Origin of the sequence: Gemmata palustris (genome assembly GCF_017939745.1) — a bacterium.
GTDB classification, from domain to species: Bacteria; Planctomycetota; Planctomycetia; order Gemmatales; family Gemmataceae; genus Gemmata; species Gemmata palustris.
Window position 1 is genome coordinate 7,278,788 of record NZ_JAGKQQ010000001.1, and the last position, 14,785, is coordinate 7,293,572.

Annotated in this window: 12 protein-coding genes and 1 tRNA gene; 6 read left to right on the forward strand and 7 right to left on the reverse strand. The window is 62.8% G+C overall.

The window, feature by feature from the left end; all coding sequences use genetic code 11:
• Positions 1–887: 887 nt before the first annotated feature.
• From J8F10_RS30170 to J8F10_RS30180, 3 genes are all read left to right on the forward strand, one after another.
• Positions 888–1,532 (forward strand): AAA family ATPase, encoded by a 645-nt coding sequence (locus J8F10_RS30170; protein ID WP_210660213.1) that lies wholly within the window; start codon positions 888–890, stop codon positions 1,530–1,532.
• A 90-nt stretch (positions 1,533–1,622) separates the two neighbouring features.
• Complete coding sequence (locus J8F10_RS30175; protein WP_210660215.1) at positions 1,623–2,084, forward strand: hypothetical protein; 462 nt, start codon at positions 1,623–1,625, stop codon at positions 2,082–2,084.
• A 249-nt stretch (positions 2,085–2,333) separates the two neighbouring features.
• Positions 2,334–2,666: a hypothetical protein gene (locus J8F10_RS30180; protein WP_210660217.1), complete on the forward strand. Its 333-nt coding sequence runs from the start codon at positions 2,334–2,336 to the stop codon at positions 2,664–2,666.
• 191 nt (positions 2,667–2,857) lie between these two features.
• Here J8F10_RS30180 and J8F10_RS30185 read toward each other — a convergent pair whose 3' ends face one another.
• The 3 genes from J8F10_RS30185 to J8F10_RS30195 all read right to left on the reverse strand — a co-directional run bounded on the left by J8F10_RS30185 (position 2,858) and on the right by J8F10_RS30195 (position 6,567).
• Entirely contained in the window at positions 2,858–4,693 is a 1,836-nt protein-coding gene (locus tag J8F10_RS30185) for an RNA polymerase sigma factor (RefSeq protein ID WP_210660220.1), read from the reverse strand.
• A gap of 328 nt (positions 4,694–5,021) precedes the next feature.
• Positions 5,022–6,383: a tyrosine-type recombinase/integrase gene (locus tag J8F10_RS30190; protein WP_210660222.1), complete on the reverse strand. Its 1,362-nt coding sequence runs from the start codon at positions 6,381–6,383 to the stop codon at positions 5,022–5,024.
• Positions 6,384–6,495: 112 nt separating this feature from the next.
• Positions 6,496–6,567: transfer RNA gene (locus J8F10_RS30195), tRNA-Ile, on the reverse strand.
• 433 nt (positions 6,568–7,000) lie between these two features.
• Here J8F10_RS30195 and J8F10_RS30200 point away from each other — a divergent pair.
• Complete coding sequence (locus J8F10_RS30200) at positions 7,001–7,675, forward strand: dioxygenase family protein (protein ID WP_210660224.1); 675 nt, start codon at positions 7,001–7,003, stop codon at positions 7,673–7,675.
• 76 nt (positions 7,676–7,751) lie between these two features.
• On the opposite strand, the gene J8F10_RS30205 is transcribed toward J8F10_RS30200, so the two are convergent.
• Complete coding sequence (locus J8F10_RS30205) at positions 7,752–9,977, reverse strand: tetratricopeptide repeat protein (RefSeq protein ID WP_210660226.1); 2,226 nt, start codon at positions 9,975–9,977, stop codon at positions 7,752–7,754.
• Between the two features lie 158 nt (positions 9,978–10,135).
• Between J8F10_RS30205 and J8F10_RS30210 the strand changes: the two genes are divergently transcribed.
• The gene (locus J8F10_RS30210) at positions 10,136–10,984 is read left to right on the forward strand and encodes a hypothetical protein (RefSeq protein WP_210660228.1); all 849 of its coding nucleotides are present in this window, start codon (positions 10,136–10,138) and stop codon (positions 10,982–10,984) included.
• A gap of 3 nt (positions 10,985–10,987) precedes the next feature.
• On the forward strand, positions 10,988–11,287 hold the full coding sequence (locus tag J8F10_RS30215; RefSeq protein WP_210660230.1) for a hypothetical protein: 300 nt from the start codon (positions 10,988–10,990) through the stop codon (positions 11,285–11,287).
• A gap of 11 nt (positions 11,288–11,298) precedes the next feature.
• On the opposite strand, the gene J8F10_RS30220 is transcribed toward J8F10_RS30215, so the two are convergent.
• The 3 genes from J8F10_RS30220 to J8F10_RS30230 all read right to left on the reverse strand — a co-directional run bounded on the left by J8F10_RS30220 (position 11,299) and on the right by J8F10_RS30230 (position 14,765).
• Complete coding sequence (locus J8F10_RS30220; protein WP_210660232.1) at positions 11,299–12,597, reverse strand: hypothetical protein; 1,299 nt, start codon at positions 12,595–12,597, stop codon at positions 11,299–11,301.
• 113 nt (positions 12,598–12,710) lie between these two features.
• Entirely contained in the window at positions 12,711–13,775 is a 1,065-nt protein-coding gene (locus tag J8F10_RS30225) for a TIGR02996 domain-containing protein (protein WP_210660234.1), read from the reverse strand.
• 405 nt (positions 13,776–14,180) lie between these two features.
• Positions 14,181–14,765, reverse strand: coding sequence for a SpoVG family protein (locus tag J8F10_RS30230; protein WP_210660236.1), 585 nt, complete (start codon positions 14,763–14,765; stop codon positions 14,181–14,183).
• Positions 14,766–14,785: the final 20 nt, after the last annotated feature.

Here is a 14,785-nt window from a genome sequence, read left to right on the forward strand (position 1 = left end):
CGAGTGCTCCGATTGACGATCCGCAGGCGTTCACGCCGTTCGACCCGCTCACGGCTTTCCTCGAATCGACCTGCAAGCGTCCATAAATCGCGCCTCCATTCAGATCTGGTCGCACGCTTCAAGCCACTCCCTTACTTCATCGGGATATCGGCTCGCAAATCCCCACCAGAAGAACGCGGCCGTACTCGGCGGCGACGCCCTCTCTTCTTCGCGGTGTGCGTAGCCCCAAATTACGTCGGCCCACGCCTTCGCGTAGCTCTGTGAGCCCTTCGGGCGGCCGGTGCGTTTTCCCTCCAACTGCGGCGGGCGAACGCCTTTCGGTGGTCGAAACCCCATGTCACTGCCTGTTGAAACATCCAGCAACATTCCCGTCGAATGCTGTCACTGTTGCAGCGAGTTTTCGTCGTTTGACAAGTTGCTGGCGATAACTTTACATTAACCGCCTTTCAATCGGATCATAGGTTCGTTGAGCGAAAAATACCTGTAACTGTGGGCGATTAGCATTGGTCCACCCTTCTTTCACCCCTCCCGTTTTTGTGATCTACGGCTGATTGGGTTATGCACCCTGCGTGGCCCGGGTCCATCCGATTCCCAATTCCTCTGTCTCGCTGGCAGCCGCTGCCAAGCGGTCCGTGCGGCGAAGCGGGGTTATGTCCATTCGGAGTCCCATTCGCCCCACCCCGTGGTGGCTCAAACCTGACAGCACGTCAACTCCGCTTGTTGACACTTGCCCTGAGTAAAGGGGCCGCTCCCTCCGAACCGGCGCACGGCGCGCCACCAACGGACACGGGAAGCCGTCCCGAAACGATTACCCAACAGGCCGCAAGCACGTCCCGGACAGGGCCGAAAGACGGGCCAAACGGTGACCAAACAAGGGGGAAATAAGGGTGCAACTCGCGGACAAGTACCGGCCTAAGCAGTGGGCCGAAGTGGTCGGGCAGGACAAAGCCGTCTTGCGGCTTCAAGCACTCGCCAATCGCAGCGGGCTGGCCGGTCGGGCATTCTGGATTTCGGGTCAGTCGGGAACCGGCAAGACAACGATTGCCCGCCTCATCGCGGCCGAGGTCGCGGACGAGTTCTTCGTTACCGAACTGGACGCAGGTGCGCTGAACGTCTCGGACCTCCAGGAACTGGAGCGCGAGATGTCGGCACGCGGGTGGGGTGAGAAAGCGGGCCGCGCGTATCTGATCAACGAAGCGCACGCGCTCCGCAAGCCCGTCATCCGGCAGTTACTGGTTCTGCTCGAACGCATTCCCCGTCATGTCGCAATCGTCTTCACAGCCACTTGTGAGGGGCAAGAGGCGCTGTTCGAGGACTACGACGACGCTTCTCCGTTGCTATCCCGCTGCTTGCGGCTCGAACTAGCGCGCCGCGACCTCGCGAAGCCGTTCGCCGAGCGCGCAAAGTACATCGCGGAAGCCGAAGGTTTGGACGGCCAACCCGTCGAGCGTTACGTGCGCCTCGCGCAAGTCCATCGTAATAACCTCCGCGCTATGCTCCAGGCAATCGACGCCGGGGAGATGCTCGCCTGACATTGCGGCCCCGACTACCGCCCCCGTGCGCGGGGGCGCTGGTCGCGGCCGGACGTGCGGGCGCGATTTCCACAGCGAAGAGGACTCACCATGAGACGGCATCCATCCGCAGAACAAAAAGCGGCGGCGACCGAACGGCGCGCCCGGTTCACCGAATTGGCGAACCGCATTGCCGCACTTACCGACGACGAGCGTGCCGCACTGGTGGCGCGAGTCGGCGCGATCGTGACGTGCGAGGGCCGCGCTCTCTCGACTCATAACTCGTGTCTCGTGTTCGCCCAACTCCCGACGGCTTCGATGGTTGGCGGGTTCCGTCAATGGCTGGCACACGGACGCCGGATCCAGCGGGGCGAACGCGGGCTGATGATTTGGGTTCCCACTTCTCGCAAGGACGCCACGACACCTGTCGTGACTGAAAGCCAACCCGCGAACGAGGGGCGGGCCGATGGCGGGCAGCGCGCCGGGTTCGTAATGGGGACCGTGTTTGACATCTCCCAGACCGAAGCCGTTGACTCGCAATCTGCTCCGGTCGCGGCAGCGAAAGCGGCTTGAATTGACAGTTTGCAGTCTAAGGGCCGGCCCGCATTGGGCCGGTTCCTCTCGAGTCAATTCCCTGCATACAGGAGAGTGGAAGTGGACGGTCGAATCGAGATTCTCGAGCCGAGTGCCAACGGTATCCACCAGCCGAACAAGCCGAAGCGACAGCCGACGCGGAGACTCAAGACGTCCGCGCCGAAGTCATCGCGGCACGCGGCCGGACGGCCAACTGTGCGGATTTGGGCGCGGTTTGGAGTGGGGTTCATGTCGGCGCTGTCGGCAGGGCTAAACGGGTACGCAAACGCTCAGCACTCGCCAGTTGCGTGGCCGGGTTGGCTGATGGGGTTAGCTGTGCCGGTGATCGTGCTGACGCTGGCAAAAGTCGCGGGCGAGAAATGGCGCGCCGGGCAGCGGCGCGTCGGCGGGTTGGCCGGCGCGTCGGGCGCGGCGCTATTGTTCCTGAGTGTGTGGCACTGTGCAAACTCGATCGCCCTTCTGACTGGCTCACCGCTGGCGCTAGCGATGCCGATGGCCGTGGCAATCGACTGCGGGCTCGTGGCGTGCGAAATCGCCCTTATCACCGAGACGCGAGGCTGATCTGGCTGTCACCCACTGCACAACGGCGGCCGCCTGGCCGAGGCAGCCTTGCTTCGGCTCCGGTCCGCCGCCATGCTGAGTCACACTTGTTGTCAGCCCGATTCGCCGCCCGACTAACCTCAGCCGAGCGAAGGCTGAAGGGCGATGTTGAAACTCGTATTCGTACCGATGAGGTCGTGTTCTGCAGTGGATCAATTGTCGGATGCTGGCATGCGCTCGGCCTCCCTGATGACATCGGCCGAGTCACGCGCGGCGAACGTGATGCGGGAGTTCTTGCGGTCCTTGCGGAAATCTACGATCGTGGTATCGAGTGGAACAGTGACTCGGAATCGCTCGGCACCGGCCTCCACGTTGGCTTCGACACTCTCGACGACTAAAAGGTCGCATATGGTCACCGCTCCGTCTGGGGTCAGTTGCATTGTGCCTGTAACCCGGGGCACGTACACACCGCCGTGCAACTCGGTCGGCTGGCACTGGAACACCCGATAGATGGGTCCCCTCTTGCTCCGGTCGAATGCGACGCAGCTCCAGACGAACCCCGTCTTCGGGTCGGCCGTGATCGATTTGTACTCGTCCGCCAGCGTGACCACGTCGTCGGACCGGGCCGCGACTCGAACCGTTTTCGGGTTCAACGACATCCCACGCGGCAACCAGACGAGATGTCGGGCATCGATTACCTCGACGCCTGAGGGATTAGGGTAAATCGTCGCCTGTCCGAGTTTGCTCTCATACCGGATTTCGTTCGGGCCGTCCAAGACCGTCATTTTCGTCGGCTTCGCCCCTTCGTCGAATGTCGCCAGCCAGTCGTTGCGAACCCGATCCCGATCCACCCACACCTCTACCGGCCAGCCCGCGTTGCCGCCCGCCCACCCTGCCTTTGGGAGGCGGCCGAACAGGCCGTCGTGCAGTTTCTCGTTTTTCGCCGCACCCGCGACGAGCTTATCGAAGTCCGCGCCGGTGAGATTCACCGGGTCGCTGTCCGTGTAACGGAATAACCTGGCCTTGAAGTGGACATTCGTTATGGCCGCTTGCTGATTTTCCCACCGCTTGTGTAGGATCTTGATCAATTCCACGTCGTCGAGTTTCGGACCTAAACGGAGACCACCTATTGGCCGACCGGGCTCCGGCGGTCCCTTGGCCACCGGTTCGGCGACTGGCGGCCCTGCAGCAATCCCCGCCGCCAAAGCGGTCACCAACGCACCAGCAACCGCTAGCACGACGAATAGAGCGGCGTACTTTGAACTGTTCACAGAGGCTCCCGAGACGAGTGCGGCCACTGCCACCGGAGGGCTTCCGGCAAGTGCGGCTATTGTGGCGTCAAGCGCGCGCGCAGATGCCGTTACCGAGGAAACGGCGGTGAGGGCCAAGAGGCAGGATCCTAGGGCACAGCCGCGGCTGGAGAGGGCATCACTCAGTCGCCGGCGTCCCCTCTCCAGCCGCGTCTTGAGGGTCCCGACCGGAATTCCGAGCCGAGCTGCGGCCTCGTCCCGGGAGAGCCCCTCTAGATAGCAGAGCACGAGCGCCCCTCGGTACCGGGGCGGCAGATTGCCGATCTCCTCGTCCAAGATTGCCAGCAATTCCCGGCCGGTCATGGCATCGAGGGGATCCACTACTCCCGAAACGGTCGCCTGGGCAGCCACGGCCTCGCGCCGCGTCCGCCGGCCGGTGGCCACGCGAGCATTGCGAGCCACTCGCCGCGCAGTGGTATATAGCCAGTTGGCGACCGACGCCTGCCATCGTCCGGCCTTTGCCTTCGCCGCGAGCACTAGGAAGGTCGCTTGGCACGCATCCTCGGCGTCTTGTGCCGTGGGCAGGCTCCGGCGGCACACCCCGAGGACCATGCCGGCGTGCCGGTGGAACAGGGTCGCGAACGCCGCCTGATTGCCCTCGTCGGCGTACCGGCGGAGCAGTTGCCCGTCGGATACGCGATCCGAGTTGACATTCCCTACGGCCCGGATTGCCCGCCCGAACTGTTTGGCAGCCCTCTCTCCCATAGCTGGCCTCCTGATTCTCGCGGCGCTCTCCATGTATCATGTGCGCCGGCCGCTCGAGGGCGTCATCTCGTATCCGTTTGCGATCGTCGGATCGAAAATCGCTGGGCTGAGCTGTGAGTTACGGTATCGCTAAACAACGGCCGACTGCGTTCGCGCCGGACGACGCTCCAAGCGAGCCGGAATTACAGGCCGTCGTGGAGTATCTACTCAACTTGGCGGCCTGATAGAGATGAAATCGGGCTGCGTGCGCTTAAGTTGTAAGCAGCTGTCGATTCGTTGAGACACGGGAAGTTTGCTCTTTCACGCAAAGAAACAATGTGGGACGGCGTGGATAGGGCCATGCCGTCCCGTGATGATCGACTCACCCGATTTGCTGTGCCACCATCAGTGCCCTAGTCAGGTCGCGTTCCGCGTAAACCTGCGTGATGGCTGCGTTGGAATGTCCGAGCACCACTTGAGCCGCCTCAAGCCCAAAGGTTTTGCGCACCTCGGTCGCGAGCAAATGGCGCAACTGGTTTGGGTGCCAGTGAGGAGCGCCCGCACGGCGCGACGCTCGCGCCACCGCCTTCGCATACCCGACCGGATTGAATGAAACCGTCGGGGGGCGTTTCGGACTGGTTGCGCGCCTATTCATTTGGGACGGTGGAACCTTACTCTTGCGCGTGGTCCGCATCGCCCGGTAACGTTCTTCCCGAGCCTCTTTTGGGCTGAACAGTGGGGCACGCGGATCGACCACGCAACCAGCCACGAGCACGACGGACCGGGCCGTGTCTCGGAGCAATGCCGCGTCCCCCTCTCTGCCAACTTTCTGATACACGTCCGCCATCATTAGGCGGCCACCGCGTTGGCCCGAGTCATTCAGATCGACGTGGGCGAGCCCGTTCGGTGGCAGCTTCCCACCGACGAGAAATCCGACGATGACTTCTTGGGCTTTGGGACCGAGTGGAATCACGCGTTCCTTACCGTGGTGAGCGGTCTTGTGCCGACCCGGAGTATAGAGCCACAGGTCGCCCGAGCAGTCTACTTCCCCGAGCTTAAGTTTGCATACTTCACCCGGGCGCATGCCCGTCAGCCGTTGTAACTCGACCATTGCTGCAGCGTGGCGGTTTAGAAAGGGTAGGGTGGCAGCGACATGAACCGGATCGGCCGGTTTCACAGGATCGCGCTCACGGGCCGAAGTTCGCCCGGCCCGTAGGCCAGTAAGTGTCCGCAGAGCCTCGTACACCCCCACCGGTACGATCCCCTTCGATACTCCCCACTTGAATACCCGCCGGACGCGGTCAATTCGTTTGTTGATGAGCTTCCGACAGAGATCAGAGTCGATCATCCGCTGGCGAACTGTTTCAAGGGCCATTGGCGTGAACCGAGCAGCGGATTGGTGTCCGTACAGCTCGCGCAGCGGGGTGACGGACCGTTTCACCTGATCGACTTCAGAGGTCGGGTTCCCGTCCGGATCACGGTAGTAGACGGCCGCATGAGTTAGGTAGGCTAAGAGCAGTTCGTTGATGGTCGTATCGCGCTCATCTGGCCGGGTAGCGACAGAGGCAGGACCGGTGATTTCGAGTTCTGCGATGACGCGCCGGTACTCAGCCCGACTCTCGGGCGTGTCGTACTTACCCAGATAAATCACCCGGCGAACTCCACCGGTGGTGACGCGGACATAGGCTTGGCCGCTGGCTTTGTGCTGCTGGTAGGCGGGAACGGCGTTGACAGGTCGTGGCATCGGACACCTGGAGTTGTGGCGTAAGACTACGCCATTTCCTGATGATTCCGACCACGTCCGAGACCGCCTCGGAGTAAGCGTAAATGCTTTGGTCGATAGGGTTTTCGGTCAGTGGGTCCGGTGGGAGTCGAACCCACTTCCAAGGTGTTATGAGCACCCTGCTCGACCGTTGAGCTTCAGACCCGTTGCGGCATTTTATTACGTCACGCTCCGGTGGGAACCGCTACTTCGCCACGATCCCGATTCCTGCACGTCATCGCAAGGCGCCCCTTCATTCGCCGACTTCGTTTGAGCCCCACGCCTGCAAACTACCGCCGGTCCGCGTGGGCGGTGCCGGCCACAGTTGCTCACCAACGTTACGACAAAACCGTCCCGTGTTTGGTTCACTTGATACGGGCCGCGAGCGACGAAAGATCGCGCGTGGGTGGCCTCACACTTGAATTGTGGCTGAATGGAAGAAATCGGGATCAAACTCGGGAGCCCGGTGGAATAGCAGAATGGTGGTGCGGGCGAGACTCGGTTCGTGCGGCCGGAGCGCTCTTTTGAGTGCCTGCTGTATTTTCCCCGGTGGTCGAGTTACACTGCCAACTGGTCCCATATTCGTAAGGAGGTTTCCGATGAGCAGCCCGTTGCACCTGCCGAACCGCCGGTTGTTCCTGGCGTCCGCCGCGGTCGCGGCGACCTCTCCGTTCTGGACCGTGCGCGGCGCGTTCGCCGAGGAACTGACCCGCACCCCGGCCCAAACCGAGGGGCCGTTCTACCCGAACAAGTTGCCGCTCGATACCGACAACGACCTCCTCGTCATCAACGACGGGATCACGCCCGCGGTCGGCGACATTACGCACCTCACCGGCAAGGTACTCGACGCGAAGGGGAACCCGCTGAAGAACGCGGTGGTGGAAATCTGGCAGTGTGACGCCAAAGGCGTGTACCTGCACACCGGCGACAGTGCGGGGAAGAAGGAACAGCAGGACAAGAACTTCCAGGGGTTCGGGCGGTTCGTGACGGGTACGACGGGCGAGTATTACTTCCGCACCATCAAACCGGTTCCGTACCCCGGGCGCACGCCGCACATTCACTTCAAGATCAAACAGGGGAAGAAGGAACTGTTGACCACGCAACTGTACGTGAAGGGGGAGGCGGGCAACGAGAAAGACGGCATTTGGAAGGGCGTGCGGAACGAAAAACAGCGCGCCGCGATCACGGTGGACTTCGAGAAGGTGAAGGGATCGAAGACCGGTGAACTGGCCGCGAATTTCGTCATCATCTTGGGCGTCACGCCCGCGGAGTGAGTTGCCGCAACGCCCCGGGTGTAAGCAATCGCTCGGGGCTTTTTCCTAATTCTGGGCGCAACGCTTCGCCCCGGTATTACTGCGGGACGCGGGCCAACTTCCGCTTCACTTCGTCGAGCCGGCCGTCGCGTTTTCCGCGTGCCGAGAACCGCACGTCCGCTTCGTACAGTTCCCTAGCCTTTTCCCAGGCGCTCTTGGCCTTCGGCTTGTCGTTCAACCGGAACAGCACGTCGCCCAGGTGGTCCCATACGGTCGCGTCCGTGTCCCCACCGACAAGCGTCAGGGCCTTCTCCAGTTCCGCTTTCGCGTCCACAAATTTGCCCTGTCGGAATAGCACCCAGCCCAAACTGTCGCGGTACGCGGCATTCTCCACTTCCGCGCTACCGGACTTCCGGCGCTCGATGCGGTCCAGTTCGATCGCGTGGCGGATGAGCCGCTCGGCTTCATCGAGATTGCGCCCCTGTTCCGCGAGGTGGTAGCCCAGGTCGTTGCACGCGCCGGCGGCGTCCGCGTCGTCGTCGAGGATCGCTCGCAGGAGGGCTTCCGCCTCGAGCGGCTTCTTCGCGCCCCAATACGCCCCCGCTTGTGCGTACCGCACCTTCGGTCGGTCGGTCGGCGAATCGAACTCCTCGGACAGTTTCTTGCCGTACTCGATGGCGTCGGTCCACTGGCCGAGAATTTGCAGTACCTGGTGTTTCCTCAACCGGACCGCGAGCCGTTCGGTGCCGGCCTGCTGAATAGCTTTATCCGCAGCGGCGATCGCCGCGATCGCCTTGCCCTGCTCGGCGAGGGCACGCGCGAGGTGGTAGTTGAAGAAGACGGGGGCGATCTGAACGCCCGGGGCGTCCAACCCGTCGCGGCACACGGTTTCTACCTCGGCCGGTTTCCCCGCGAACCACAGCACGTCGATGAGTGCCGAGTACGCCTCACCCTGCAACTCTTTGGGGGCACGAAGTACGGCCTGACGGTACTGCGCCGCAGCGAGGTCGAGTCGGCGGTGCTGGCTCGCGAGCGTGCCCAGAAAGTAGTAGGTGCCGTGGGTCCGCTTGGTCCCGACGCGGAGGTCCTCGGCGGCGGCCCGCAGGAGCGCGGAAACGCCGTCCGGGTCGTTTTGGAACGCTTCGGCGATGGCCCGCGCCTTCTCTGCCGCGAACGCCTTCGCCTCGGCCGTGACCGGCGCTTCGGCCTTGTCATTCTTCTTTTCTTCGAGGAGTGCGAACGACCGATCGAGATCCGCGATGATCTCCCCGGCGCGGCGCGTGTCGAGGTGCGAGCGCACCATCACGGCGATCACTCTTGGCTCGGCCGTGATGCCGGTCAGTGCCTTGAACAGTTCGTCCGCCTCGCGCCGCGAAGCCGGGTCGCTCGCCATCTCCGCAGCGAGTACCGCGACGAGCGAGCGGTTCCGTTCGTCGCGCTCGGTCAGTTTTCGTAGTTGGGGTACAACGTCGTCGTCGCGGTTCGCGGCGTGAAGTAACTTCGCGTAGCGCTGGTACGGCTCCGGCGCTTGGGGCCGCAGTTTGAGGAACTCTTCGAGGTGCTTGAGAGCAATCACTGGTTCGCCCTGCGCCTGAAGCGCGCCCGAAAGGTTCCAGTTTAGTCGTGCGGCACTGAGCGCGTCGTCGGCCTTCTTGGGGTCCGCGAAGAGCTTCGCCGCGTCGGTGTAGGCTTCGACCGCCGAAGCGAACTTTCGGCGCTTCACGAGCAGGTGCCCCAATTGTTCGAGGCACTCGGCGGCCTCGGAGTCGGCTTCCTTCGGCGTGAACGCGGCCATCGCGATGACCGTTGCGCGGCCCTCGGTGACGAGGCCCACCGCTTTGCGGAGCGCGGCTTCGGCCGTGGAGAGATCCTTAGTCTTTTCGCTGAGTGTGGCGAGGTCGCGGAAGGCGCGAACGGCCTTCTCCGGGCGCTCGGTGATTGCCTTGCTCCCGCACGCGCGACTCACCGCCGCGACCGCCTCGGGTAACTCGCCCGCGTTGGAGAGCAAGCGCCCCAGAAGAAGGGCGGTGTCGCAGTCGTCGGGGTCTCTGGCGCTGATCTTGCGCGCGAGGCGGATGGCTTCGGGGTCGCGCCCGAGTTGGGCGTAGAGTTTGGCGAGTTCCTTGAGCGGCTCGATCGCGTCCGGGTCTTGCTTCGCGGCCGCTTCGAGTTGCTTCGCGGCGGTCAGGAGCCGTTCGCGGCGCAGGTTCCAGATGCCCGCGCCGAAGCGCGCGAGCGCGTCGCGGTGGGCCTCGGTCATCCCCGGCGCAGCGGGTTCGGCCGACACGCACAGCACGGCACCGACAAACAAACTCGCGACCATAGCGACTCTCGCTGCGTAGGGGGCGCCCCGCAAGTCGCTGGATAATAGCCGCGATCGCGCCGCGTGCCAACGCGAACACCGAACGCTTCCACCTCACCGTCAGCGGCCCTATACTCGGAGAAGTTTCCCCACTCGCTGGTATCACGTGGCACACGTTCATGGCGTCTTCCGATTATTGCGTGCTGTGTGGCGGAGACGGGGCCTGGGCGTTCGAGCCGCTCGCACGCGATCTCGCCGCCGCGCTGTGGGTGGAGGTGTCGCCCGAACCGCGACGGCTCAATTACCTGCTCTTTACGGACGCGGTTCCGCTCCCGAAGGGCTGCGAATCGTTTGTTCCACTGGATGCGATTGGACTTGCGGCCGACAAGCGCCGACTGGCTCACGTCTTCACACGCGCCCGCGTACCGATCCCCGAAACGCGCCTCTTCGATTTGTGGGACGAAGTCCAACAGTTCCGGGAGACGCGCGCGGAAACAGAGTGGTGTTTGAAGTTCCCCACCGCGAGTGGCGCGAGCGGGCACCGGATGCTGACCGAAGCGGCCCCGCCCAAGTGGTGGCCGGTGCCGTTCGTGGTGCAGGAATTCGTGCGGCTCGAGCGCCCGGAGGTGTATCGTATTTATGCCGCCGGCGGGACGACATTCGGCTGGATGGCCCGGCGATACCCGACCGATGCGTCCACCTCGCCGTGGGTGGCACACGCACGCGGAGCGCGTTACGAGCGCGGGGGGGAAGCACCCGAAGCCGCGACCGCGGTGGCACGGGCCGCACTTAACGCGACCGGGCTGTTGGGGTCGTTCGGGTGTGTTGATTTACTTCAGAGACCGACCGGTGAATGGGTTGCGCTGGAGGTTGGTACCGATGGATTGGTGAACCACGTCGATCGCGCGTTGGGCGACGCGGACATGGAGAACGAGATTCAGCGCCGGATCGCAGCAGCGTTTTGGCACTGGGTTGGTGTCGCGCCGCCGTGGGGCACTTCGTGGCGAAGGCGCGAACTGGTGGGGTGAACAATGTCGTTTCGACGGAAACGTGACGAGTGGGATGAGTTCTTGAAGCAGCACGGGTCGGAGTTGCGTGCTTGCGGTATTCCAGACGCTATTACCAGTGACCGCGGACGGTTCCTGCGGTTTCTCGATCACGGCTTCGACCAGGACGGGTGGTGGACCTCGCGCCCCTGCACACCGTGGTCGATCAGCTTTCTCACACCCGACGAGGCCATCCGGTTCGCCAACTTCCTCACGCGATACTTCGGTGAAGAGGCGCACCCCCATTTGATTCGCGAATTGCGTCAGCGCGCGGGGCGAGGATAGCCGGCGCTTCGCTACTTCTTCCAGTAGGCCGGCAGGTCCGGGAGCGTGTCGCGGAGGATTTCGAGTACGGCCTTGCGGTCGGCCGGTGTTAAGTGTGCGAACGGTTCCGACTTGTCCTTTTCCGTCAACACTTCGTGCAAGCGCTTCAGAGTGTGATCCTTCACTTCGGTGGGCAGCGTGGCGAAGGCCCGAGAGTAGATGAGGTAGCTGCACGGGTACTTGAACAGGCGCGTTTTGAGGTCGAATTTACGGAGCGAGCGGCCCTGTTTGTCGAACGGCCCGCGGTCCGCGAACTCTTTCGCGAACGTCGACGTGCCCGCGATCGCGCCTTCCAGTTTCGCCTCTCCGCTGAACAGCAGGTACTTCGCCAATTCGTCGCCCGCGGACGCGATCCGGCGCTGGGCGCTCTCCCACCTGTGCCCGGCCGGTTCGCCGAGGTTCTTGTTCAGTGTTTCTTCGTAGTGGAGTGCTTGTTTGGTGCCGATCAGCGCGCGGGCGAGGCGGTTGTGCCCCTCTGTTTGGTGCTCGTAGACCATCAGCGCGACGATGTCACTGTGCGGGGTGAGGTAGTTCGCAACGGTGAACCGCGTCTTCAGTTCGGTCACGTTCTGACCGGTCGCGTTACCTTCGGCCGCCGGGTCTTTCTTGTTCTCGACGACCCAGTTGCCCATGTGCGTCTGCTTCCCGTGCGTGCCCGTCACGTACCACCCGCCCCAGCGCTCCGAAAAGGGGCTGGAATGGTTCGTGCGGAACGTGCCCGCGTTGAGGATCGGCATCCCGACGCGGTCGGTGAACACGGAGCGCACGAGGTGCCCCGGCGCGCCGCCGGTCGCGTTAGAGGCGTGGCACGTGAGGCAGTTGTCGCGCTGGCGGAGGAACTCGACTTTGCCGTCCGGTTCCGGCTCCTGGTCGAGCGTGTAGAACGCGGTGCCGAGTTTGGTATCGACCGCGGACAGTTCGAGCACGTCCCCGCGCAGGCAGAAGCCCAAGTAAACGTCGTCGTTGAAGTAAAGCGCGCGGGGCGTTTTGGGCGTGATCCGGTCGCGCTGAAAGCTGGTCTTGGAGAAGACTAAAATCTGCGACGATTGCGGCACGTTCAGTTCTTTGAGCAGTGACGGGAGGTACCCGTGGTCGCCCGCGAACTTGAGCTTCACCTGACCGGCCGTGATCCGCTTTTGGAGTGCGGTCACGGCGTTCTCGGCCTGTGCGGTCTTGTAGTTGATCGGCTCGCGTTCAAAGCCATCGATCTGCGCGGCTACCGGTGACGCGACGACACACGCGACAACGGCCGAGAAAGTGAGTCGGAGCATGAGCCGACCTCGAAGCGGAAAGGCGAACCGGCGGGAGGGCGATTCTGCGGGGTGCAAAGGAAGTGTAGCAGATGAAAGTGGACAGTAAAGTCCGATTTTGTGATTCGCTGCGTTTAGAATGGGATGGGGTCGTTTGGTCCAGCAGGTGGTAGGATGCTGCGCTCCGTTAGTTGGTGAGATGCCCGCCCATTACTGGAATACCTCCAGAGTGATGCAGGCATTTGTTCGCGAGTTAATGGCTTGAAGATCCTCATTTCAAACCAAGTGCCTGATCTCCGAATCTCCGGACTCGCCAGCACCATGATGTTCTCGGCCTCGTAGATGTTGTAATGGCCGAATCGGGTCGGTGGGGGAAATGTGGCAGCGAGTTCGTTAAGTACAGATGCCGGATCAGCGCTTGTGGTACTAACCCAATCTCCACTGACATGTCCTTTCATGTACGTGAGAGCTGTTCCCAAGGTGAATTCCGTTACCGTGGTAGCGAGCGGATTCCGTTCGGTGTCTGGGGAACAGGTTGTCGCCATTCCGTTCTCGAATTCAAAGCCGTATCCGTGGACTGGTGGGTCGGGATCGTCAAGCGTGTTATGATGTACAGCCCACGCGTAACCGTCTTCATATTGACGCAACAATGAGAGTGCCGGGTGATCGGGGACATTCTCCATTTCGTAGAGTTCGCGGAAAACGTGTAGGTAAATGGGATGGTTGGGGCGCATGTTTGCATCGTGTGCAAACGCTACCCACTCCCGCACTGAGGGTGGCAACTTCCTTCCCAATCGCGCTTCCGCTTCGGCAATCTCAGCCTGTCGGCCGCCGATATCCGGCATCGGAACGCGGTACCAGCGTTCCGTGAACTCGCGGATCAGCCGCCAGCGCTCGCGCCAGCCGTCCGGGATGCCGTGTCGGAACACCGGTTCGCACTCGGTGCCGTACTTCATGAGCGCGCACCATTCCGTGCCGGCCGTCGTGCGGAGTTCGTTGCGGCGCGGTTTCAGTTCCCAGAAGCGGTCCGCGAACACCGGCACCTGCCGCATCTCCTCTTCGGTGCGGATCAATTCGCCGCGCGGGTCTTCGTGCTCGTCGAGCCAGTCCGCGTAGAGGAGGCGCAGCGTGCGCTCGTGCGGTTCGGCCCGGATCGCGTTCAGGAAATCGTCGTTCGTGTGGAGCATGGCTGAAGACATGATCGCCTCTCACGAATGAGAGGAAAAGAGCGGAGCGAAAGTTCTGCCGCGATCTCGCAACGGTGATTGCACGCGAGCGCGCGCCGGGGTACTCTGCGTGAGTGTTGTTGGTGTGTGTTTAGCTCGGTGCTTTGCACCAGGCTGATGTTGCGTCAGCCGAGCGAATGGCCGGGAACGCGACTTGAGGAAGGCTGTTCCAGCACTGCTTTCGCCCGGAGGGGTAATTCCCCTTCAGTGGACTGGAACAACCCCGCGAGTCGTGGTTCCACTGAAGGGGAATTACCCCTCCGGGCGGCAGTGCCGTGAGCCTTCCACAACCCAGGTCGAATAGTAGACCTCACCACAACTCGAACGCGAAAGCCCCGAGGTTCATACCTCGGGGCTTTTGGCTTTTCCACCTTCGCGTTACACGATCCCGGACGCGAAATCGTCGGGCCGGCCGCTCTTGGCAGCGGGGGCCGGCGCGTCGGTGCTGTGGAAGTGCGTGCCCTTCGGGGCCGCGTGCGGGCCGTGGGCTTTGACGGTCTTGCCCATCTCGGTGACCATGCCGCCGTAGCTCACGGGGACATCGTCGTCGTAGTCGAACTCGTCGTAGGTGCAGACGTAGCCCGGCAGCTTCGACCGCTCTTTTTCCTTGGCGTAGGCCTCCACGACGGCCGACTGGATCAGCTCGCGGGCGCCACTGTGGATCGGGTGCGCGATGTCCGCGTGCAGTTTCGCGCGGCCGTCCACCGCGCGCATCGCGCGCTGGTCGTCGAGCCGCGTGCCGCACTGGTTACAGAACCGCGCCCGCAGGTGGTTCTTACCGCTGCACCGACAGCACCGGTCGGTGAGCTTGCGGCTCGGCATGGCAACGAAGATGCCCTTGGTCCCCTCGATGACCTTCAAATCCCGGACGACGAAGGCGTTGTCGAAGGTGACCGAGCAGAACGCGAGCAGCCGCTCGTTGTTCTCCTCACACAACTTGATGCGAACTTCCGTGATGACCACCGCACGTCTCCTTCAGCGGG